Source organism: Piscicoccus intestinalis NBRC 104926 (genome assembly GCF_001515525.1).
Classification (GTDB): Bacteria; Actinomycetota; Actinomycetes; order Actinomycetales; family Dermatophilaceae; genus Kineosphaera; species Kineosphaera intestinalis.
Window position 1 is genome coordinate 29,465 of record NZ_BCNQ01000022.1, and the last position, 22,448, is coordinate 51,912.

Genomic DNA, 22,448 nt, shown 5'->3' on the forward strand with positions numbered 1-22,448 from the left:
GGCGAGGACGCGCAGACATGGCCGAAGAACTGCGGATCCCGGTGGCGGGGGGCGAGCTGGCCGTCACGGACTACGGCGGTCCGGGGCGCACCGTCGTCCTCGTCCACAGCGTCGGCTACTCCAGCGACGTCTGGCGGCGGTTCGCGCCGCTGCTCGCGGAGTCCTCCCGCGTGCTCGCCGTCGACCTGCGCGGGCACGGGCAGAGCACGGCCCAGCTGTCCGAGGTGCTGGAGATCGCGGCCGACCTGGAGACCCTCGTCGCCGAACTCGACCTGCGTTGCCCGGTGCTCCTCGGCCACCAGTACGGAGGCGGGGTGGCCGCCGTCATCGCGAGCCTGTCGCCGCTGCTGTGGGGCGGGCTGTGCGTCATCGACAGCCCGGTGACCAGCAGTCAAGCCGAGTACCGCGGCCTGCTCGACATCTTCTCCAGTGAGCCGGTGCGCGACGAGCTCGCCAACCGGTTCGCGTTCGGCGCCTCCGGGGTCGGCGAGGAGTCGCGCATCCGCTTCCTGCAGGAGGCTGGGCGCAGGATGTCCGACGACTGGCTGAGCCTGCCGCGGGTGGGCTCGGAGGATTACCAGCTGGCGCGCTCGGTGCTGACGGACCCGCAGTCCGGCGAGTGGGTCCGGCAGCCGACCCGGCGCACGGTGGAACTGCTGACCACCGTCGACGAGCGCTTCCCGGTGCCCGGCCGCGAGCTGCTCGAACGCGTCATCGCGCCGGTCTGGGTGCTGCAGCCCGAAGACGGCGAGTACGGCGACGGCTTCGACGAGGTGACCGCCATGGCCGCCGGCCGGCTGGGCTGGGCCACGACCCGCCTGCCCGGCCGCTCGTTCATGGCCCACACCCACCCCGAGGTGCTCCACGACGCCCTCGTCACCCTGCTCAGCTCCCTGCCGAAGCAACAGGAGCCCGACCGTGCCTCCCTGGCCGACCGCTCGCGACGCCCGCAGACGTGAGAATGTTACGACAAACCGTTGACTTTGCTGCGTCGGTCGATGCAGTCTTTCTTCACTTCATCGCCCCGGCCTGAGCCGTCGATTCGAGGCGCTCCTCCTCTGGACTCCGGAACTCCCGAAGTCCGCCCACCGACCCCGTCGACGGTGACGGGGCCTGCGAAAGGTAATGACGATGACCCGATACCGCCGCATCAGTGTCGCTGTGGCGGTGGCCGCTTCGGCCACCCTGACCCTCACGGCCTGCTCCTCGTCGGGGGGCCGGCAACAGGCAGAGGCCACCGCAGGTGCCGGAGCCGCTCCCGCCAAGATCATGACCGTCGCCTTCATCACGCACGCGGCAGCCGGCGACACCTTCTGGGACCTCGTGCGCAAGGGCGCGGAGGACGCGGCCGAGAAGGACGGCGTCACCCTCGAATACACCCCGGACCCCGACGGAGCCAACCAGGCCAACCTCGTCAAGCAGGCGATGGACAAGGGCGTCGACGGCATCGCGGTCACTCTGGCCAAGCCCGACGCGCTCAGCGGCAACGTGCGGTCGGCGGTACAGGCGGGCATCCCGGTCGTCGCTCTCAACGCCGGTAGCGACGTATGGCGTGACATGGGGGTGCTGTCGTACTTCGGCCAGGACGAGAAGATCGCCGGTGAGGAGGCCGGCAAGCGGCTGACCAGCGAGGGTGCCCAGAAGGTGGTGTGCGTGATTCAAGAGCAGGGCCACGTCGGCCTGGAATCCCGTTGCGACGGCGTGGCCGCCGGCCATCCGCAGACCGAGAAGCTCTATGTCACCGGCACTGACATGGGTGACGTGCAGTCCAAGGTCACCGCCAAGTTGCAGCAGGACGCTTCCGTCACGCACGTGATGATGCTCGGCGCCCCGTTCGCCATGACGGCGATCAAGTCGATTCAGGAGTCCGGAAGCAAGGCCAAGCTCGTTTCCTTCGACATGAACAAGGACATCGTGGCCCAGATCAAGGCGGGCACGGTGGCCTGGGCCGTCGACCAGCAGCCGTACCTGCAGGGGTACCTCGCAGTCGACTCACTGTGGCTGCACAAGACGAACGGCAACGTGGTCGGTGGTGGCCAGCCGGTGCTCACCGGCCCCTCGTTCGTCGACAGCAGCAATGTCGCGGCCGTCGAGCAGTTCGCGGCCAACGGAAAGCGGTGACGCGTCGATGACAACCTCTTCGGCACCGACTCCGGCGCCGGCGAAGGACGCACCACCGCCCGGTGATGACCGGGTGCGTCAGCGCACCGCGATCAACGTGCTGATGAGCCGACCGGAGATCGGCGCGCTGGTCGGTGCGTTCGCCGTGTTCGCGCTGTTCTTCGCGGTGGCCCCCGCCTTCCGCAACCTCGCCAACGTCGGCACGATCCTGTACGGCTCGTCGCTCATCGGCATCATGGCCGTGGGCGTCGCGATGCTCATGATCGGCGGCGAGTTCGACCTGTCCACCGGCGTCGCCGCCACGACGTCCGGGCTGACCGCGGCCCTCGGCGCCTGGTACTTCGGGCTCAACGTGTGGGTCGGCGTGCTACTGGCGCTTGTCATCTCCTTGGCGATCGGTGCCTTCAACGGGTGGATGCTCGTCAAAACCGGGTTGCCGAGCTTCCTCGTGACACTCGGGACCTTCTTCATCCTGCGCGGTGCCAACCTCGGCATCACCCGCAGTGTGACCGGCAACGTCGCAACCACCTCGATCACCGACATGGACGGCTGGGATTCGGCGAAGGCCGTGTTCGCGTGGAACCTGCGGCTCGGCCCGGTGAATATCAAGATGCTGGTGCTCATGTGGTTCGTGCTCACCGCGCTGGCCGCGTACGTGCTGCTGCGCACCAAGATCGGCAACTGGATCTTCGCGGTGGGCGGCGACGACAAGGCGGCCCGTGCGGTCGGTGTGCCGGTGACCGCCACGAAGATCGGCCTGTTCATGTTCGTCGGATTCTGCGCCTGGCTGCTCGGCATGCACCTGCTGTTCGAGTACAACGTCGTGCAGTCCGGTGAGGGTGTCGGTAAGGAATTCATCTTCATCATCGCCGCCGTCGTCGGCGGGTGCCTGCTGACCGGTGGCTACGGCTCGGTCATCGGTGCAGGCCTGGGCGCGCTCGTGTTCGGCATGACCCAACTGGGCATCAACTACGCGAGTTGGAACCCCGACTGGTTCTTCACGTTCCTCGGGGTGATGCTGCTGCTCGCCTGCATCGTCAACCTGTACGTCAAGACGAGGGCGGACGCGAGATGAGCACGGTGGACACTCCCAGGCAAGAGCGCACCGACGGAGCCGGACAGCCCGACTCCCTGCTGGTCCTCGACGATGTCGGCAAGGCGTACGGCAACGTCGAGGCGCTACGCGGCGTGTCGATGGACGTGCGTCAGGGCGAGGTCACGTGCGTGCTCGGCGACAACGGCGCCGGCAAGTCGACGCTGATCAAGATCATCGCTGGGTTGCACGCGCACACTTCCGGGGTCATGCGCCTCGACGGCGCTGAGACGACGTTCTCCTCGCCCCGAGAGGCCCAGGCCCGCGGCATCGCGACGGTCTACCAGGATCTCGCGCTGGCTCCGCTGATGAGCGTGTGGCGCAACTTCTTCCTCGGCAACGAGATCACCAAGGGCATCTTCCGAAGCCTGGATGTCGAGCAGATGAAGCGGATCGCTGGCGAGGAGCTGACGAAGATGGGGATCGTCATCCCCGATCTCGATCGACCGATCGGCGCGCTGTCCGGCGGGCAGAAGCAGTGCATCGCCATCGCTCGCGCGATCTACTTCGGGGCCAAAGTCGTCATCCTCGACGAACCGACCGCGGCGCTGGGCGTCAAGCAATCCGGCGTGGTGCTGAAGTACATCGCCAAGATGCGCGACGCCGGTCTGGGCGTCGTCTTCATCACGCACAACCCGCATCACGCGTTTCTCGTGGGCAACCACTTCATCATCCTCAAGCTCGGCCGGGTGGTGCTCGACGCGCACCGCGCCGACCTGACGCTCGACCAACTGACGGCGGAGATGGCCGGCGGGCAAGAGCTCGCCGAGCTGTCTCACGAGCTGGGGGATCTCGACCCGGAGAAGGTCGTCGAGCCGCACACGGTCGAGCATGGCGAGGTGGCGGCTCCGACCGGTGCGATGCGGATCGTGGACGGCGACCCCGAGCACTGACGGAACTGAGGAATGCTGCCCAGGACCTGCGAGATACGCCTGCGCCGCCCGCCGAGGGACGACTCCCACGGCGGGCGGCGTGGCCGTCACAGCGTGAACGCCGCCCGGAAGGCCTCGACGGCGTCGGTGGAGTCGCCCGCGGCCTTGGCCTCCATGGCGATCGTGCCGGTGTACCCGGCGTCGGCGAGGGCGCGCGCGATCGCGGGGTAGTTGATCTCCCCGGTGCCGGGTTCGCAGCGGCCGGGCACGTCGGCGACCTGGATCTCGCCGACGTAGGGCAGCGCGCGGCGGCACAGCTCGATGAGGTTCCCCTCGTCGACCTGCGCGTGGTACAGGTCGAGGTTGAGCCGCAGGTAGGGGCTGTCGACCGTCTGCACCAGTCCGAGGGTGTCGGCGGCGGTGGCGAACGGGGTGCGCGGGTGGTCGACGCCTCGGTTGAGGTTCTCCAGCTCGAAGACGACGTCGTGCTCCTGCCCGAGGCGGGCGACCGCCTCCAGGGTGAGGGCGGCGCGCGCCCACATCGGGCCGGTGACGTCGTCGCAGGGCACGACCGGAAGGCCGTCGCCGTCGAGTCCGGTGCCGTGCAGGTTGAGGCGCGGGATGCCGAGCCGCTTGGCGACGTCGATGGATTCGCGGGCGGTGGCGAGCAGTTCGGCGGCGCCGTCGGGGTCGGCGAGCGTTCCGCGCAGGTAGCCGGTCATCGAGCCGATGACGACGCCGTCGGCCACAGCGGCCGCGAGCACGTCGAGGTCGTGGTTGCTCCAGTCCCAGATCTCGACCTGGAAGCCGAGCTCGTGCAGGTGCCGGAGGCGCTGGGCGACGGTGAGCTCGCCGAAGACCATTTCGGAGCTGACGGCGAGGGTGAACGGGCCGTGCCGTCCGACCTCGGGCGCAGTGGTGAGGGTGGGGGTGCTCATGGCGTCCTTCTTTCTGGTGGTGCCCCGGGCGGACCGGTGCTGGCGCGCGCGGCCAGCACGGGGGTGAGGGTGACGTCGAGGCGCTCCAGGCGCCCCTCGTCGAGTCGCTGCACGGCCGCCTCGACGGCGAGGCGGCCCAGTTGCTGCGCGTCCTGGCGCACGCTGGTCAGTTCGATGAACTCCAGCCGCGCGAGCGGGGAGTCGTCGTACCCCGTGACCGACAGGTCGTGCGGTACCTCCAGGCCCGCCCGGTCGAGCGCCTCGAGAACGCCGATGGCGCAGCGGTCGTTGAAAGTGGCGATCGCGGTAGGGCGGTGCCGGCGCCGCAGGAGCGCCTGCGCCGCGCGCCGGCCGTCGGGCTCGGTGTGTCCGCCCGGCACGGTGAGGCAGCGCCCGACAATCCGGTGTCGTCGGGCGGCCCGCGCGAAACCGGCGCGGCGGGCGGCCGGGATGTCACCGTCTCCGCCATCGACGTGGGCGATCCGCCGGTGCCCGAGTTCGACGAGGTGGTTTACGACGAGTTCCATGCCGGTCTCGTCGGCCATGCGCACGACGTCGAAGCGGCTGTCGTGCATCTGCCGCCCGACGCACACGACCGGGGTGCCGGCCGCCAGTCGCGCGAGTTCGTTCTCACCGAGGGCCGCGCCGACGACGAGCAGCGCCTCGCACCGAAACTCCAGCGCGGTGGCGACGGCTTTGGCCTCGTCGCGCTCGGGGCCGATCGGGCTGAGCACCAGGTGATATCCGGCGTCCTGCGCGGCTGCCATCGCCGCCTCGACGACGTCGATGTGGAAGCCGTTGCGCAGGTCGAGCACGATGCCGAGCTGCCGGGTGCGGGAGAGCGCGAGGAGGCTGGCGCTGCGATTGGCGCGGTAGCCGAGCCGTTCGGCGGCCTCGAAGACGCGTCGGCGCGTCTGTTCGCTGGCGCCGGGTGCGCCCCGGAAGACCACCGAGACCAGGGCCTTGGAGACGCCGGCCGCGCGCGCGACGTCACGCATCGTCGGCCCGCGCTGCGGCTGTGGACCGGGTGGCATCGGCGCCTCCTCGACCATCCCACGGACAGGCGTCGTCCATGCGGAATCTGTTGACCCCGGGTGGGTCTGGTCCCTATTCTAGAACGTACTAGTAGACCGGTCTAGATCGGCGGGGTCGCAATGTCGCACTAAGCTGAGGCAGCGTCCTTGCGCCGGGAGAGAAGTCATCATGCTGAACGTGGGTTTGCTGGGCTGCGGGCGCATCAGCCAGGTCCATGCCGACTCGATCACCACCCACCCCCGGGCGCGTCTGGCCAGGGTGTTCGACCCGATCGAAGAGTCCGCCGTCGCGGTGGCGACGCGCTTCGGCACCGAGCACTCGACCACGGCGGAGGCGATCCTCGACGACCCGGCGATCGACGCGGTGGTCATCGCCTCGCCCACCCCGACGCATGTCGACCTGCTGACCCGGGCCGTCGAGGCCGGCAAGTGGGTGTTGTGCGAGAAGCCGATCGACCTCGACGTCGCGAACGTCGACGCGTGCCGCGAGCGGATCGGCGACCTGACGTCGAAGGTCATGGTCGGGTTCAACCGGCGCTTCGACCCGACGTTCGCCGACATCCAGGCCCGAGTGGCCGCTGGTGAACTCGGCAATCTCGAGCAGTTGACGATCATCAGCCGCGATCCGGCTCCGCCGCCGGCCGCCTACGTGGCCAGCTCGGGGGGCCTGTTCAAGGACATGATGATCCACGACTTCGACATGGCCCGCTTCTTCCTCGGCGACGTGGTCGAGGTGACGGCGACCGGCTCCAACCTCGTGTCCCCGGAGATCGAGGAGGCGGGCGACATCGACGGCGGGGTGGTCGTGTTGCGCGGTTCGACCGGCGCGGTGGCGACGATCCTCAACTCGCGGCGGTGTGCGTTCGGGTACGACCAGCGGCTCGAGGCGTTCGGTGAGGGAGGCATGTTCACGGCGGTCAACCAGCTGCCGACCAGCGTGCGGTTCTCGGGAGCGGACGCCACGGAGGTGGCGGCGCCCTACCTGAACTTCTTCCTCGACCGGTACATGCCGGCCTACGCCGCGGAGTTCGACTCCTTCGTCACCTCGATCGAGGAGGGGCGGCCGTTCTCGCCCGGCTTCGACGACGGGCGTGCGGCGCTCGTGCTCGCGGAGGCGGCCGGCGCCAGCCTGAACTCGCGCGCGACGGTCGAGGTTTCCGCCTGAGGCGGTTGCGGCACAAAAAGATTCGGGGTCGACCACTACCCTGTGGTCGACCCCGACGCATCGTCGGATGGGAGACTCAGCCCGCCTGCTCCTGCGTCGGGGCCATGAGGGAACGAGCAGCCGTCGCCAGCGTGAAGATGGCGGACAGGATGATCGTGGCACCGGCGAAGTAGAGGACGACCGTGTTGCCGGCGAGCGCGCCGACGACCGCGAACACGAAGGCCAGGATCGCCAGGGTCAGGCCCTCGACGCTGAAGAACTCACGCGGGGAGAGGCCGGTCGGCGTCGGCACGGAGTGCGGGAAGATGTACGGCATGGTGGGGTTCCTTTCGGGCAGTAGCTAGTTGAGCTAGTTGCGCGCTCAGAGCGACGCGGGGGTGTGCACCGGCGCGGGGGCCTCGGAGATCTCGGGGTTCTCGGAGGTCTGCTCCATGGCGTTCTCGACGGCCTTGATGGCGGCCACGATCGAGAAGCCGCCGGCGAGCACGGCCGTCACGCCGGAGAGGGCGATGACGCCGACGATGCCGCTGATGATGCCGGTGACGAAGAGGACCACCGCGGTGACGCCCATCGTCACGCTCTGCAGGCTGACGAAGTCGCTGGGCTCCATGTGGTCCGACGCGTAAGCGTAGGGGTGCGTGTAGATCATGTTCTGCTCCTTACCTGCCGCGCAGGAGGAGCCACGACGGCTCATCCTGCACGACCGTCGTGCGCCCGGATCGGGCGAACTTGTTGGGGTTCTTTCGGTGTCTCCGGTGTCCCGTCGACGTCTTCAATGCTGCGCGTCCTCGCCGGGGGTGGTCAAACGTCGAGGCGGCCTAAACCGGGGTCGAAGCCACCCGAACGGGGCTTTCGGGGGCGGATTTGGACGCCCGTTCGTGCCTGTTTTGGCAGGTCAGGCGCGTGAACTCGTCTAGACGCATAGGTCATGAGTGGATATATTACGGATCGACATACGTCTCGAATAGTGAGACCCGATTCGGTTTTACATCCGGGTTAGGTGGCGCGTGAGGGCGTCCGGGGGGTATGCGCGAGTGGGTGATTGGGTCGTAGGGTGCGCGCCTGCTGGCGCGGGCTCCGGTTGTCACCGGCTCCCGGCGCCCTGCCGGCTCGCGGCCGCCATCCCGGCCCCGGGCGCGCGTACCGGCTCCAAGGCCTCGCAGCCGGGCGAAACCGCACAGGGTCATGGGCGGTGACCACTCGCGAGCGGTCACCTTAGTTGCGCACCGCAACACCGGAGGTCACAGCCTCGAAACCGCAGAGAACCGCATGCGGTGACCACTCGACGCGCGTCGAGAGGTCAATTCCCATCGGCCAAGGGGGCCGCCCGGAGCCACCCGGAGCCGGTCAGGGCCGGTCAGCTCGACCGGCCGGCCGGGAAATCGGAGGCGGCACGAAGAAGGGCCGGGCGGTCTGCCCGGAGCCTCACGTCAGCGCGCTCAGACGCGACTCCGAGAGGTTCTCCAGCAGGTCGGCCGGGCTGTCCCACACCTCGACTGCGCCCGCCTCCCGCAACTCCGCAGCGCCGATCCCGCCGCACGCCAACGCGATACACGGCACCCCCGCGTCGGCGGCCGCCTTGACGTCCCAGACCGTGTCGCCGAGGGCCACCGTGCGCGCCGGGTCGAGGCCGCTCTTTTCCATCGCCACCGAGAGCAGGTCCGGCGCCGGCTTGGCGGCCTCCACATCCGACGACGTCGAGGCGCCCGCCACGATGGCCTCGTCGACGCCGATCGCCGGCAGCATCCAGTCGAGATCCTTCTCCTTGCCGCTCGTCGCGATGACCACCCGCAGCCCCGCGTCGTGGCATGCGCCCATGAGCTCCGCCGCCCGCGGGAACGCCCGCACGTCATCCTGGAACGGCTCGTACTCCTGCGTGTGCGCCTGCGCCACCGCCTCGTCGGTGCCGCCTGTCAGGTGCTGCACGAGCTCGCCGCTGGCGATGCCGATCGCGCCGTGCACCGCCGCCATCGTCACGTCGTCGTACCCGTGCGAGCGCAGCGCCCGCGTCCACGCCACCGTGTGCAAGTAGTTCGTGTCGAGCAGCGTGCCGTCCACGTCGAAGATCACACCGGGCACGAGGTCGTTCGTCATCGCATACCTTCCCTACCGATTGCGAAAATGCCCATACCCGGGCACTGTGCCCAGTCTCGGGCCGTTCACGCCTTGCGCCCCACCGTCCGATCGAGCCGAACATCCGAGCCGACAATACGAGCCGACAATACGAGCCGACCACACGAGCCGACCAAGGAGACCGATGAGCAGCACCCCCGGCAGCCGCCCCGGTGACACCCGCCGCGCGGCCGCGCGCCCACCCGTCTCCCGCCGACCGGTCCTCACCGACGACGTCCCGGCCGCCCCGCAACCCGGGCAACCGGGCGCCACCAGCTACTCCAGCCGGGTGCTCGCGCGGGTGCTCGACGACCTCATCCGCATCCCCGGCACGCGCTTTCGCGTCGGCCTCGATCCCGTGCTCGGGCTGCTGCCCGGGCTCGGCGACGCCGCCGGCAGCGCGATCGCCTCGATCATCTTCGTCGACGCCGTGCGCCTGCGGGTGCCCTATCGGGTGCTGCTGCGCATGGGCCTCAACCTGCTCATCGACGCCCTGCTCGGCCTCATCCCCTTCGTCGGCGACGTCGCCGACGCCGCGCACCGCGCCAACAGCAAGAACCTGCGCCTGCTCGAACGCACCGTCGAACACGGCGACATCGTGCACGCCGACCACCGCACCTACGTGCTCGGCGCCGTCGGCATCGTGGTCGCGATCATGGCCGTCGTCATCGGCCTGGCGATCCTCGGCATCTGGGCGCTGCTGCGGGTCATCGGCCTCGTCTGAGGGTTTCAGACGCCGGTGACGAGCCAGGAGTCGGTGCGGGCGCGGTGGTGCAGCAGCAGGCTGCGCAGGGTCATGAACCAGGCCATGGCGACCCAGACGGCGGCGACGGCGGCGGGGGCTCCGCCGCGGGCCAGCAGGTCGTCGCCGAGGAACAGGACGATGCCGAGGGCGGGTAGGTAACCCAGGAGGGCGACGGTCTGGGCGCCGGCGAGCCAGCGGCCGTCGCCGGCGCCGATGAGCACGCCGTCGAGCACGAACGCGTGGCCGCTGATGGGTTGGGACAGGCCGACGACGACGAGCCCGGCGGCTAGGGCGGCCTGCACGGCGGGGTCGGTGGTGAACAGGCGGGGGAGCACGGGGGCGAGGGCGGCGGTGGCGAGGCCGAAGACGACGCCGGCGAGCACGCCCCAGCGGACCATGAGGGCGGTGGCGTCGCGGACCCCGGCGACGTCACCGGCTCCGAGGGCCTTGCCGGTGAGGGCCTGGGCGGCGATGGCGAGGGCGTCGAGGGCGAAGGCGAGGAAGGTCCAGACGGTGGCGGCGACCTGGTAGGCGGCCAGGGGCACGTCGCCGAGGCGGGCGGCGACGAAGGCGGTGGCGAGGATCGCGGCGCGCAGGGCGAGGGTGCGGATGAGCAGCGGCAGGCCGGTGAGGGCGGCGGAGACGACGCGGCCGGGGTGGAAGCGTAGGGGTGCGTCGTGGCGGCGGGCGCCGCGCAGGACGACGACGAGGAGTCCGGTGGCCATGCCGGTCTGGGCGATGACGGTGCCCCAGGCGGAGCCGGCGATGCCCATGCCGGCGCCGTAGACGAGCACGTAGTTGAGCACGACGTTGGCGCTGAAGGCGGCGACGGAGGCGATGAGCGGGGTGCGGGTGTCCTGCAGGCCGCGCAGCACGCCGGTGGCGGCGAGCACGAGGAGCATGGCGGGCAGGCCGAAGGCGCTGACGCTGAGGTAGGTGACGGCGTGCTCGGTGGCCTCGGGGGAGACGCCGAAGGCACGGCAGATGGGGGCGGCGAAGAGGTAGGTCAGGGAGGCGGTGGCCAGGCCGAGGAGGGCGGCGAGCCAGATGCCGTCGAGGCCGGCGCCGAGGGCGGCGCGGGTGTCTCCGGCTCCGAGGAGGCGGGCGACCAGGGCGGTGGTGCCGTAGGCGAGGAAGACGAAGACGCTGGCCATGGTCGTAAGGGCGGCGGAGGCGGCGCCGAGGCCGGCGAGCTGGGTGGTGCCGAGGTGGCCGACGATGGCGGCGTCGGCGAGGAGGAAGAGAGGTTCGGCGACGAGGGCGAGGAAGGCGGGGATCGCGAGCCGGAGCACCTCGCGGCGGGTGCTCGGCTCGGTCACGGCGTTCCTTTCGGACTTGTGTGCCTGGCCAGGCACTTCACGACTGTCCACAGCTTTTCCACAGGGCGGTTTGGGCGCGGGCGCATCGTTGCGTACATGATCCGTGGACGGCTGCACCGACCGGATGATGAGACGGATCCGCTGGTCAGAGAATTAATTTCCGCGCACAAGCGGTGGATGGCGAATGTCCAGGTCAGGCGCTCTGTGCGGGGTTGCATTCATCGGTTGTCCCCAGCGGTGTCCACACGGTGCGCGGCGGTTGTCCCCCGGTCGTCCCCAGGCTCTCCACAGGGTTATCCACAGGCCTGCTTGAGCGGGCCTGACCTGCGACTTAGCGTGAACAGAACCCGGTCAGTCGGGTAGCCACACAGGCGGTTTCGTCAGCTTGTCGGTGGTGCGTGTGAGGGTGTGGGGGACGTTCTTTCCGGCGTCGCGCCGACGGCGCGGCGGGGCTGGGGCGTAGTCGCGGCCGAGTGCCACTTTCAGGAGGATCGAGTGTCTCTGGCGAAGCTGGAGCAGGGGTTCGAGCAGGGCCCCCGCGAGGAGGATCAGGACCGCCTCCCGCCGCAGGACATGCACGCCGAGCAGAGCGTGCTCGGCGGCATGCTGCTGTCCAAGGACGCGATCGCCGACGTCCTGGAGATCACTCGCGGCGTCGACTTCTACCGGCCGGCCCACGAGTCGATCTACGACGCGATCCTCGACCTGTACGGGCGCGGCGAGCCGGCCGACGCGATCACGGTGGCCGACGAGCTGACCAAGCGCGGCGACCTGGCCCGCATCGGCGGGCAGAGCTACCTGCACCAGCTCATCGCGGCGGTGCCGACGGCGGCGAACGCGGGTTACTACGCGCAGATCGTCGCGGAGCGGGCGGTGCTGCGCCGGCTCGTCGACGCGGGCACGCGCATCGTGCAGATGGGCTACGGCACGGGCGGCGGCGACGTCGAGGAGATCGTCAACGCGGCGCAGGCCGAGATCTACCAGGTGGCCGACAAGCGCGGCAGCGAGGACTACCACCTGCTCGGCGAACTGCTCGAGGCCACCGCCGACGAGATCGAGCACGCCTCCGGCTCCTCGGGGGAGATGGTCGGCGTGCCCACCGGCTTCGTCGACCTCGACGACCTGACGAACGGCTTGCACTCGGGGCAGATGATCGTCATCGCCGCCCGACCGGCGATGGGTAAGGCGCTGGCGCTCGACACGCCGCTGCCGACCCCGACGGGCTGGACGACAATGGGGGAGGTCGCGGTCGGCAACGAGGTGCTCGGCTCCGACGGCCGCCCGACGAAGGTCGTGGCCGCCACCGACGTGATGACCGGGCGCCCCTGCTACGAGGTGGCCTTCTCCGATGGCTCGCGCATCGTCGCGGACGAGGAGCACCAGTGGCCGGTGGTCGGTGAGGGCACCTCGACGTCGGGCCGGCTGGCCGACCGGGTCGGCGCCGAGCGGCTGCGCGTGGAAGCCGACCGCGAGTTCACTGCGGTGACCCCAGTCGAGTCCGTGCCGGTGCGGTGCATCCAGGTGGAGGCGGAAGACCACCTGTACCTGGCAGGCCGATCGATGATCCCGACACACAACTCCACGTTGGCTCTGGATATCGCACGCTCGGCCGCGATCAAGCATGGCCAGACGACGGTGGTGTTCTCGCTGGAGATGAGCCGCAACGAGATCACGATGCGTCTGCTGAGCGCGGAGGCGTCGATCCAGTTGCAGCACATGCGCAAGGGCACGATGCGCGACGAAGACTGGCAGAAGCTGGCGCGCACGATGGGGGAGGTCTCGGAGGCGCCGCTGTACATCGACGACTCGCCGAACATGTCGCTGATGGAGATTCGGGCCAAGTGCCGGCGGCTGAAGCAGCGGCACAACCTCAAGCTCGTCATCATCGACTACCTGCAGCTGATGAGTTCGGGCAAGCGGGTGGAGTCGCGCCAGCAGGAGGTCAGCGAGTTCTCGCGGGCTCTGAAGCTGCTCGCGAAGGAGATCGAGGTGCCGGTCATCGCGCTGTCGCAGCTGAACCGTGGCCCGGAGCAGCGGACGGACAAGAAGCCGCAGGTCAGTGACCTGCGTGAGTCGGGCTGCCTGCCGGCGTCGACGCGGATCCTGCGGGCCGACACGGGCGCGGAGACGACGCTGGGCGCGCTGTACGCGTCGGGGGCGACGGACGTGCCGGTGTGGGCGCTGGACGAGTCGCTGCGCTACGTCGCGCGGCCGATGACGCACGTGTTCAGCACGGGTGTGCGCGAGACGTTCACGATGACGACGAGTTCGGGGCGCACGCTGCGGGCGACGGCGAACCACCCGTTCCTTACGTACGGCGGCTGGCGTGCGCTCGGCGATCTCGGAGTCGGGGAGCGGGTCGCGGTGCCGCGGCACGTGCCGGCGCCGGGCCAGTGCGACGAGGGCTTCTCGGACTCGGACGTGACGATGGCGGCGCGGCTCGTGGCGGAGCTGCCGGAGGCGCGGGTGCCGGCGGGCATCTCGCGGCTGCCGAAGGCGCAGATCGCGCTGTTCCTGCGGGAGGTCTTCACGCGGGCCGGGGGAGTCGGTCTGGCGGCGACGCACGCGGGCGGGGAGATCTTCTGCTTCGCCGACGACCGGGAGCGCCTCGACCGGATCGCGTTGCTGCTGCTGCGTTTCGGCATCTCCAGCCAGGTGTGGGGCGCGGGCAAGGACTGGGTGCTCGACGTGGTCGACCTGGACAGCCAGCGCCGGTTCCTGCAGGAGATCGGGGTGGAGGGCGCGATGGGTGCGGAGGCGGACCGCCTCCTGACGATCGTGCGCACCGACACCCGCCCGGCCGCCGACACGAGCCCGGTGTGGCGCGAGGTGGCGGCGGCGGTCGCGGAGACGTCGACGTCGACCGAGGGCAGCGCGCTGGCGCAGGTCGCGGCCGTGCTGGACCGCGCGGACGTCGACCTGGAGGCGGTCAACGACGTCGAGTGGGACATGATCGTCAGCATCGAGCCGGCCGGCTACGAAGAGGTCTTCGACGCCACCGTGCTCGGCACCCACAACTTCGTCGCCAACGGGGTCGTCGTGCACAACTCCATCGAGCAGGACGCCGACATGGTCATGCTCCTGCACCGCGAGTCGGTGTACGAGCAGGATTCGCCCCGCGAGGGCGAAGCCGACATCATCGTCGCCAAGCACCGCAACGGCCCGACGAAGACCATTACCGTCGCCTTCCAGGGGCACTACAGCCGCTTTACCAACATGGCGACAAACTTCTGATGCTGCTGTAGAGATGGGTCCTACTTTTCACAAACCGCCACCTATGTTTCATAGGAGGGTTTACGGCGTGTCTTCTTGTCAGATCGTGATTTCTGCGCTAGGCGGCACGAGAGGGGAAGGTCTACGCTCAACGCACTAGACAAACGTCGAGGGCGCCCCGTTCCAGCGGAGCGCCCTCGTAAGACAAGTACCTGATCCGGGTGAGGAGACAGGAGGTGTCGTCATGCCCAGTGTAGGGCTACGGCCCGTCGGTGCCCAAGTGGGTGAAGCGACGTGGTCGTTTTGGTGTGCTGGGGGTTCGCGATCCGAGTGGTCATGGGTGGCGGGGCCGCCCGATCCACGCAGCTTGCAGCCGGTGCGGGAGACAAAGTCTGGCCGACTGTCGAGAAACATCCCGGTGCAGGCGATGTCGACGACGACGGGTGGGTGGCTGTTCCTCGAGTCTGGTCTTGAGCACGAGCTCGCGACATGGTTGGACCATCAACGTGATGTGACGTGGCTGGTCGGTCAACCCGTGTTGTTGCGCTGGGAGGACGGAACGAAGCACTTCCCCGACGTGTTGAGCGCGCACCGGGACGGTTCGGTGACCATCTGGGATGTCCGCGCCCCGGAAGAACGCGACGACACGTTCATGGTGATGTCGACGCGTACTCAGGCGGCCTGCGCGAAGGTCGGCTGGCGTTACGAGCTGTTCGGTGGTCTGGACCCGGTGGCGTCGTTGAACCTCCGCTGGATCGCGTCGGCGCGCCGAGCCCCGGAGTGGGTGATGCCTGCCAAGGCGATCCTGCAGGGTGTCCTGACCGACGGTGACGGCACTGTCGGTGATGTCATCGCGGCCGATGACGATCGAGGGTTCCTCACGTCAGCCATGTGGCACCTGGTCTGGTCCGGCGAGATCGAGATGGACCTCAACGCCCCTTGGGATCAGCGCTCGCGCCTCGCGTGGGCAACCGATGCGGCGCGGACATGAACGCCCGAGTGACGCTCTACGAGGGCGCCACCATCCTCTTCCCGGAGGGACCCCGAGTGGTGGTCGCAGTCGGCCCGTTCGGGTACACGGTCCGCGACGTCACCGGCGGAGTCGACGAGGTGTCGTGGACCGACGTCCAACCGGCACGCGCCATCGTCCACGGGCGGGTGGACGCGGTGGCCGAGTCATTGATGGCCGTCTTGTCCGGGCTCAGCGATGACGCTGTCCAAGAGTCGCTGGACAAGCTGGAGGTCGTTCTGACCATTCGCACGGGCTTCGCCCGTGGGCACCCCGCTCTCGCACGACCAGGGGAGCCGTACTCGCTGTTCAACCCGGCCCGAAAGGTCTCGGACAGCAAGAAATGCGAGGCGATGGCCAAGATCCTTGCCCGGGAGGCTCTGCTCGATCGGCGTCGTCAACGCAACATGGAGGCGGGCAAAGCCACACCTCGAGCGAGGGTTGGCGCGGTCTCACAGCGTCAGCTGATGAACTGGCTGTCCGACTTCGACCGCCCGATCAACGGCGGCCTCCTGGCCTTGGTGGACAAGCGCCGTGTTCGCCGGCATTCCGCCTTCGGAGGTCTCGATCCTGAGGTGCGACGCGTCGCCGACGACATCGCCGCCCGCATCGATGGGACACAAGCGGTTCGCTCGATCGATGAACTTCTCCGCCGCACGCTGTTGGCGCTCAAAGCCGAGGGTTTGGACTCGCTCGACCCACCGGAGTCGACCCTGCGGACCTACCTGACGCAGGCTGCTCAAGCCGCTGGCCGCACAACTCGTTCCCACACGACCAAGAAGCTTCGCGGTGTCCTGGCCTTGACCGCCTACCCCGCCCTTCGACCGGGCCAAGTCGTCGCGATCGACGTGACCCGCAGCGACACCTTCTGCGTCGACCCGTGGACAGGCAAACCCATATCGGTCGAGATCATCACCGCCCTGGACGTGTGTACGCGTGTCGTCCTGGCTCTACGGGTCGTGCCCCGCAGCGCAAACGCCATCGAGGCCGGCCACATCCTCTACGACGTGCTGCGCCCGTTCAGCCAAGTCGTCGAACCCGGCCAGGTTCATGACTGGCGCTGGGCTGGAGTCCCGGAGGCGATTGGCTCGATTGATGTGCCGTCGTCGAGGCCGAACGCCTCTCCGGGCGCCCGCTGATCGGGGAGCATGCGATCCCGGGACTGCTCCCGGACGCGATCCGCGCCGACAAGGGCAGCATCTTCACCGGCCGCTACTTCCGCGAAGTGTGCACCCTCTTGGGAATCCACCTCCTGCTCTCCCGGGCGAAGAAGCCCACCGACAACGCGTTTGTGGAGCGCTGGCACGAGACGCTGCAGCGCTGTTTGCTGCAGTTGTCCGGCCACAAGGGCCGCAACGTGTCCCAGCGGGGCAGCGACGCCGGCAAGATCGTCGTCGACAAGAAGGGTCGCGCCGTCTTCAAGGGCGACGGCCCGAGCCTGACGCCGCGCGAGCTCGAACTCCGGTTGCGAGAGTTCATCTGCACCGACTACCACCGCACCCGCCACGGCGGTCTCACGGTCGTCGACCGCACCATGGAAGACCGCTCACCGGCGGTGGGGATGACCCCGCTGGAGGTCTTCGACGCGCTCCTGGCCGCTACGGGCCGGCTGCACGTCCTCCAGCGTCCGGACCTTCTCTATGACCTGCTGCCACAACTGTGGCTGACGATCCGCCACGACGGCGTCGAGTACAAAGACCTGACGTTCGACTGTGAGGAACTGGACGACTTCCGCTCCGTCCCCAAGGGCCTCTTCCGCGACCGGGACCGTGCCGCCCCCTTCTTCATGGATCCGCGGGACCTCTCGCGGTTGTGGTTCCGTCGACCTGACACCGGTGCCGTGGTGGAGGTCCCTTGGCGGCGAGCATTCCAGTTGCAGGCGCCGATGACCGACCTGGTCCTCGACGCCGCCGCCAAGGCGGTGAAGCGTCGCGGCGGCACGAACACCACCATCAACAAGGACAGTGTTCAGCGGGAAATCCTTGAGGCCATCAACGACATCGCCTCGATCGACCGCCTCCGAGCCAACCCGGACCTGGTCGACTGGAAACCCAACAAGGTCGCGGCGGCCCACCTGCGCGAATCACGATCCCAGTTCGACCACGCCGAAGCCGCCGAAGCTGGCGCCCGCGGCACCCGACGCACCCGCCACGGTGCCTCATCCAAGGGATCCCGCGCCGATGCGAGCAGGTCGAGCACTCCACCAGCATTTGACCCGACACAGACGGCGTGGCCGACGCTGGAGTCACAGGAGGGGGAGTCGTGAAGGCGTCCCGCCTGCACGCGCAGGCTTATGCACCCCCGCTGGTCCCGCCTGCGACGTTGACTCGGACAGCGGCTGCGGGGATGTCGGAGGCCAAGCGTCGCGAGTATGCACGTGAGGTACGCCGCTACCTCAACGGCCACTACTTCGACTCCGAGCGGGATCGTCACATCCGGCAGGTCCTCAATGACCTGATTGAAGACAACGCCGAGATGCTGACCGGGACCCGGGAGGTCGCCCTCCTGACCGGCTTCAACGTCCTCGGCAAGTCCACAGTCCTCTACCAGCTGTCGTATGCCGTGCACCGCCACCACGTCGGCCCTGACGGTGACCCCGAACGTATGGCGCGGCGAACCACGACCCGTCGGTTCGGGCGCCGTGACCAGGAAATCCACCCCACCCACGCTCCGGTGCTGTTCTTGTCCCTGGAAGCCGCGACCACAGTCACCCGGTTCAACGAGCTCGTCGTCGAGGCCTTCGACATGGACAAGAGCACCGCGAAGAAGGCCTCCACTCTCGACCTGGTCCTCGAGCACGGGGTACGGCTGCTGGTCATCGACGACCTCCACCAGCTGATCCTGACCGAACGCCTCGGCCGATACGCCCTGGACCACCTCAAAGCGATCGTGACCGCCCTGGGGGAGTACGGCATCACTGTCATCTTCAGCGGCGCGAACCTGCACGACCACGACGTGATGAGCGACCCCCAGATCACCGGCCGCGCCTACGCGATCACCGTCGCTCCCTACGGTTCCGACACCCACGACCAAGTGCTGGCGTGGCAACGGTTCCTCAAAGAATCCGGCGACCTCATTGCCCCGTTCCTTCCGGCCGCCGAACCGGGCATGCTGCACAACGACCTGCCCGGGTTGATCCTGGAACGCACCCACGGACGAATGCAGGCCATCGTCACCCTCCTGCGCCGAGCCACCGTCGCGGCCATTGAGAACGGCACCTGGGCGGTCACCGAGGAGCATGTGCTGGCCGTTCCCGCGTCCAAACTCACCGTCGACGAACTCGCCCAGAAGGCCGACAAGACCGTCGCGAAGCCGACCCAGCTGCATCCCACGGTCAGCGTCACCCAGCACGGGCAGGGCACCGGATGACCAGTGCCTGCCAGCTCCCCGTCGCTGTCGACATCCAGCCCGGGGAAGACATCGTGGCCTTCCTGCAACGGGTCGCCGATGCCAACTACCTCGATTTCCGCGATTTGACCAGCCACCGGCGCACCGCCCGTGTCTGGGAGAACCCAGAGCACCCATTTCTGGCCCAGCTCTCGTCGATCACCGGGGTCGCCGAGGAACGCCTGCGGGCTGCCACGCTGGGGGGTACCTATCCGGGGATGGCGCTCGGACGGGCCCGGACCGGGCGCCGGTATGCCGGCCAACCCGCTACATGCCCCCGCGGCTGCTTTGACACGGTCGCCGCAAGGCTCAACCTGGTCGTCCTCTGCACCAACTGCGAAGAACTCTTCATCGATCGTCTCGACCCCACGCCACCACCGGTCCCGACCCGCGTCCGCCATGTTCACCGAGAGGTGATGGCCACCCTGGCGGCGACGACGTCCAGCCAGTCTGCTCAAGATCGGCTCCGGCGCCTGGAATCCCTCATGGCCGAGGTCGAACTCGCCCTCTGGCGGAACTGGCCCCCACTGTTCGACGGGGAAACGCAGCAATGGAGAACTCGGGCGGTGCGCTGGGTGGACCGCAACGTCATCACCGGCCGATACACGCTCGCCCGCCCGCCGTCGATCACCGCCACCCTGCTCACTCTGACTTGGGACGCATCGGTTGATCGAGCCACCGCCGAAGCGATCCTCGATGACATTGCGATCATGGCCGACCCGTGGGATCCCGACCCCCACGAGATGCCAGACTGGCGCAACCCGGTGGACGCTCGAGTCGGTCTGCTCGACCTCCTGGAGAACCTCGGCCTCCAGGCACGACACGTCCCGACCATCCTGCGCCTGCCCGAGGACCCGATCATCCTTCCTGAACACCAACGCACCCACCGAACCGCCGAAGCCCTTGCCCTGACCGCCCTCGCCAGCCAAGCGCACGGCACCCCCATGACGGTCGCCGGAGCTGCCTCGCTTCACGCGGCCGATTGCTCCTCCCGCGCCCAACGCGTCGCAGCACGCCTACTCGCCGACACATATTCGCTCTGCCGACTCGCCGTACATGCTGAGCGACTGCACTCCGCAGGCCTGCTTGACCGGGCACAAGCCCGGGCAGAACTGCGCGGCATCCAACGTCTCCCATCCACCGCCCTCCGAGATATCCCGCGAGCCGGCAGCGCGCACCTCGATCGCGAGGTCGCGGCTGCCTGGGTGTGGCTCGACGCCACCGCAGGCCGGCCCGCCGGTGGACCCCACCCACACCGAGCCAACGCCGAGATTGCGGCCTTCGACACCGCCCTCGACCCCGAAACGAAACTCCACCTGCGCGCCTGGTGGCATCAGCGGCTCAGCCACGTCAGCGACCTGGTCAAGGCCCAGGAATCCGCCTCGCTGGCCGGTGCAACCGAGGAGAGTCGAGATGCTGGCTGACAACGCCGACAACCACCTGCCGACCCTCGTCGACCTCGCTCCCGGCGAGGCCCTCGATGCCTATCTCGAACGCGTTGCTGACGCCAACTACCTCACCACGGCCCGCCTGATCGAGATGGTGCGGGCCGGGCACGACACCACCACCGCGTACCTCATGCTCGCGCCCACACCGGGGACCCTTGCCCGCATCGCCCACCTCACTGGAGTCGACACTGCCGCCCTGCAGAACGCGACCCTGGCGGCCTACGACGGAACCAGCCTGGACCTGCGCGGGCTCGACCCCGGCCACCAGTCCAGCTTCCGTTCCATCTCCGCCCGCGGCTGGACCCCCGGCCACGGCACCCAGATCTGTCCGCAATGCCTCGGTGACGACGGGATCTGGCGCACCTCCTGGCGTCTGCCGACGACGACCGCATGCCGCACCCACGGCACCTACTTGCTCGCAACGTGCCCCGGCTGCCAGCGCCCTTTCCGCGACCAGCGCCACTCACCCCTGCGCGTCGTTGGTCCCCAGACGCTGTGCGGCAACCCTCTTGGCCAAGGCCCACGCAAACAATGCCGTGTCGACCTCACCACCCTCACTGCCGAGCCGGCCGACGATGACTGCCTCCAACGCCAAGCACGGCAAGACGCCGCCGACGTCGGCGGGATCCTCGCCACGTTCGCCGGCGGACTCGACGCGCCAGAGTTCACCGCAACCCTCCGATCATTGACCGCCCTTGTGCTGCACCTCGCCGCAGCATCCCGAACGCCGGACAACCTTCCTTGCTGGGCACGTGACGTCGCAGATGCCAGCACACGCAGTATTCGGCGCTGGAGCATCCGCCCGCCCCAAGACCCCGTACTCCGCTCACGCGCGCTCACGGCAGCCGACCGCATCCTCGCCGTCGAGGACATCGACACCGCCGCGGCCCGATTCGGGCAATGGCTCCGCCACGTCCCCGACGTCCCCGAAGGCCGGCTCGGATGGCTGGCCGACCACACCCGCATGACCTCGACCCTCACGCGGCTTGTCATGGCCGCCCACGCACCGCGGCGTCGCCTGTCCCATCTCCTCGACCAGCAACCACCGCTGACCGACTCGACCCGGCAGATCCCGCAAGTCCTCCCCGCTCGCCTCGTCGACGAACACCTCAGCGGGCTCTTCGACTCCCGCCCCGCGACCGTCGGCCTCTTCGCATCCCTCTGCCTCGCCAGAACCCACCCGCACATCCACTCCTGGGCCGATGCAGCCCGCGAACTCGGGCTGTCACCCGAGGTCGGCGAACGCACCGCACGCGCCGGCTCTGCATCGATGACCGCATCGCCCGCCGCCGTCGTCGCCGCCCTCGGCGCAGCGAGCCGTGAGCTCGAGATCGACTACCGAGATCTCGAAGACCGTGTCCGGCACCTTGCCCGCACCACCCGCTGGTTCACTCGCTGGGCCCGTGCCAACCGTCCAGGTAGTCGCTCGTCTAGCCACTCGTACGCCGTCCAGTGGTTATGGCTCGAAGCGGCGCAGAGCCACCTCGCGTCGGCGCCGACAACTGGTGACCCATGGCGCTATCGAAAGTTCGCGCGATCCCTCACCATCGCGCAGACCCGGGCCTTGGCCGAGATCGTTCTGAGAGTCACCCATCAGCCGGAGGAGCACCGATGAGTCCTCGTGCCACCGTCCCTTTGACCAGCGACATCAGCGCTGCCCTGGCCATGTTCTTCCACGGTGGCGCGGGGCCTAGCCACACCACGATCACGACCGTCCTGACGGGCTCGGGATACGGGGACAATTACGTCTACAACCCCAATGCGCAGGGTACGAACAAGCAACAGCGGGTGCTGACCGCGTTGAGAACCGCGCAGCGTGAGCCGACTCGCGCCCGCACCCTCGTCGACGAGCTCCTGTCGACACTGCGGGTGGCGGGCCTGATCGGAGAAGAGGCTTCCGGGGAGAACGTGGACCGTCTGAAGCGCGCCCTGGCCTCGTCCGGCTGGTACCTGACCGAGGACGGATACCTGCAACCCTTTGGCAATGTCGAT

General features: G+C 68.7%; 20 protein-coding genes. 14 read left to right on the forward strand and 6 right to left on the reverse strand.

The window, feature by feature from the left end:
- Nucleotides 1–17: 17 nt before the first annotated feature.
- The 4 genes from PINTE_RS05885 to PINTE_RS05900 all read left to right on the forward strand — a co-directional run bounded on the left by PINTE_RS05885 (nt 18) and on the right by PINTE_RS05900 (nt 4,107).
- Nucleotides 18–959: an alpha/beta fold hydrolase gene (locus tag PINTE_RS05885; protein WP_068427463.1), complete on the forward strand. Its 942-nt coding sequence runs from the start codon at nt 18–20 to the stop codon at nt 957–959.
- Nucleotides 960–1,131: 172 nt separating this feature from the next.
- Nucleotides 1,132–2,121 carry a sugar ABC transporter substrate-binding protein gene (locus PINTE_RS05890; protein WP_217996513.1) on the forward strand — a complete coding sequence of 330 codons (990 nt, stop codon included), beginning with the start codon at nt 1,132–1,134 and terminating at the stop codon, nt 2,119–2,121.
- A 7-nt stretch (nt 2,122–2,128) separates the two neighbouring features.
- Complete coding sequence (locus PINTE_RS05895) at nt 2,129–3,196, forward strand: ABC transporter permease (protein WP_068427465.1); 1,068 nt, start codon at nt 2,129–2,131, stop codon at nt 3,194–3,196.
- The gene (locus tag PINTE_RS05900) at nt 3,193–4,107 is read left to right on the forward strand and encodes an ATP-binding cassette domain-containing protein (protein WP_068427466.1); all 915 of its coding nucleotides are present in this window, start codon (nt 3,193–3,195) and stop codon (nt 4,105–4,107) included. The genes PINTE_RS05895 and PINTE_RS05900 overlap by 4 nt, the downstream gene beginning before the upstream one ends.
- An 86-nt stretch (nt 4,108–4,193) precedes the next feature.
- Here the strand turns inward: PINTE_RS05900 and PINTE_RS05905 are convergent, their stop codons facing one another.
- Entirely contained in the window at nt 4,194–5,024 is an 831-nt protein-coding gene (locus tag PINTE_RS05905) for a TIM barrel protein (protein ID WP_068427471.1), read from the reverse strand.
- Nucleotides 5,021–6,058, reverse strand: coding sequence for a LacI family DNA-binding transcriptional regulator (locus PINTE_RS05910; RefSeq protein WP_068427500.1), 1,038 nt, complete (start codon nt 6,056–6,058; stop codon nt 5,021–5,023). The genes PINTE_RS05905 and PINTE_RS05910 overlap by 4 nt, the downstream gene beginning before the upstream one ends.
- 169 nt (nt 6,059–6,227) lie before the next feature.
- Here PINTE_RS05910 and iolG point away from each other — a divergent pair, with 169 nt between their 5' ends.
- Nucleotides 6,228–7,223, forward strand: coding sequence for an inositol 2-dehydrogenase (gene iolG / locus PINTE_RS05915; RefSeq protein ID WP_084343288.1), 996 nt, complete (start codon nt 6,228–6,230; stop codon nt 7,221–7,223).
- A 76-nt stretch (nt 7,224–7,299) separates the two neighbouring features.
- Here iolG and PINTE_RS05920 read toward each other — a convergent pair whose 3' ends face one another.
- The 3 genes from PINTE_RS05920 to PINTE_RS05930 form a co-directional block, all read right to left on the reverse strand.
- A complete protein-coding gene (locus PINTE_RS05920; RefSeq protein ID WP_068427478.1) occupies nt 7,300–7,539 on the reverse strand; it encodes a hypothetical protein in 240 nt (79 codons plus the stop codon).
- A gap of 45 nt (nt 7,540–7,584) precedes the next feature.
- Entirely contained in the window at nt 7,585–7,872 is a 288-nt protein-coding gene (locus tag PINTE_RS05925) for an FXYD domain-containing ion transport regulator (protein WP_068427480.1), read from the reverse strand.
- A 776-nt stretch (nt 7,873–8,648) separates the two neighbouring features.
- Nucleotides 8,649–9,317, reverse strand: a complete 669-nt coding sequence (locus PINTE_RS05930; protein WP_068427482.1) for an HAD family hydrolase — start codon at nt 9,315–9,317, stop codon at nt 8,649–8,651.
- 163 nt (nt 9,318–9,480) lie between these two features.
- Between PINTE_RS05930 and PINTE_RS05935 the strand changes: the two genes are divergently transcribed.
- The gene (locus PINTE_RS05935) at nt 9,481–10,059 is read left to right on the forward strand and encodes a DUF4112 domain-containing protein (protein ID WP_084343289.1); all 579 of its coding nucleotides are present in this window, start codon (nt 9,481–9,483) and stop codon (nt 10,057–10,059) included.
- Between the two features lie 5 nt (nt 10,060–10,064).
- Here the strand turns inward: PINTE_RS05935 and PINTE_RS05940 are convergent, their stop codons facing one another.
- Entirely contained in the window at nt 10,065–11,399 is a 1,335-nt protein-coding gene (locus PINTE_RS05940; RefSeq protein ID WP_068427484.1) for an MATE family efflux transporter, read from the reverse strand.
- Between the two features lie 495 nt (nt 11,400–11,894).
- Between PINTE_RS05940 and dnaB the strand changes: the two genes are divergently transcribed.
- From dnaB to PINTE_RS05980, 8 genes are all read left to right on the forward strand, one after another.
- A complete protein-coding gene (gene dnaB, locus PINTE_RS05945; RefSeq protein WP_068427486.1) occupies nt 11,895–14,633 on the forward strand; it encodes a replicative DNA helicase in 2,739 nt (912 codons plus the stop codon).
- A gap of 223 nt (nt 14,634–14,856) precedes the next feature.
- Entirely contained in the window at nt 14,857–15,603 is a 747-nt protein-coding gene (locus PINTE_RS05950) for a TnsA-like heteromeric transposase endonuclease subunit (RefSeq protein ID WP_084343290.1), read from the forward strand.
- A gap of 8 nt (nt 15,604–15,611) precedes the next feature.
- Complete coding sequence (locus tag PINTE_RS05955) at nt 15,612–16,760, forward strand: hypothetical protein (RefSeq protein WP_068427489.1); 1,149 nt, start codon at nt 15,612–15,614, stop codon at nt 16,758–16,760.
- Nucleotides 16,761–16,858: 98 nt separating this feature from the next.
- Nucleotides 16,859–17,887 carry a hypothetical protein gene (locus PINTE_RS05960; protein WP_068427490.1) on the forward strand — a complete coding sequence of 343 codons (1,029 nt, stop codon included), beginning with the start codon at nt 16,859–16,861 and terminating at the stop codon, nt 17,885–17,887.
- A gap of 80 nt (nt 17,888–17,967) precedes the next feature.
- On the forward strand, nt 17,968–18,990 hold the full coding sequence (locus PINTE_RS05965; RefSeq protein WP_068427491.1) for a TniB family NTP-binding protein: 1,023 nt from the start codon (nt 17,968–17,970) through the stop codon (nt 18,988–18,990).
- Nucleotides 18,987–20,432, forward strand: coding sequence for a hypothetical protein (locus PINTE_RS22580; protein ID WP_068427493.1), 1,446 nt, complete (start codon nt 18,987–18,989; stop codon nt 20,430–20,432). Before PINTE_RS05965 ends, PINTE_RS22580 begins: the two co-directional genes overlap by 4 nt.
- Complete coding sequence (locus tag PINTE_RS05975) at nt 20,422–22,071, forward strand: TniQ family protein (protein WP_040563626.1); 1,650 nt, start codon at nt 20,422–20,424, stop codon at nt 22,069–22,071. The genes PINTE_RS22580 and PINTE_RS05975 overlap by 11 nt, the downstream gene beginning before the upstream one ends.
- Nucleotides 22,068–22,448: hypothetical protein (locus tag PINTE_RS05980; protein ID WP_217996514.1), on the forward strand; the 381-nt coding region annotated here is incomplete at its 3' end. The genes PINTE_RS05975 and PINTE_RS05980, both read left to right, overlap by 4 nt.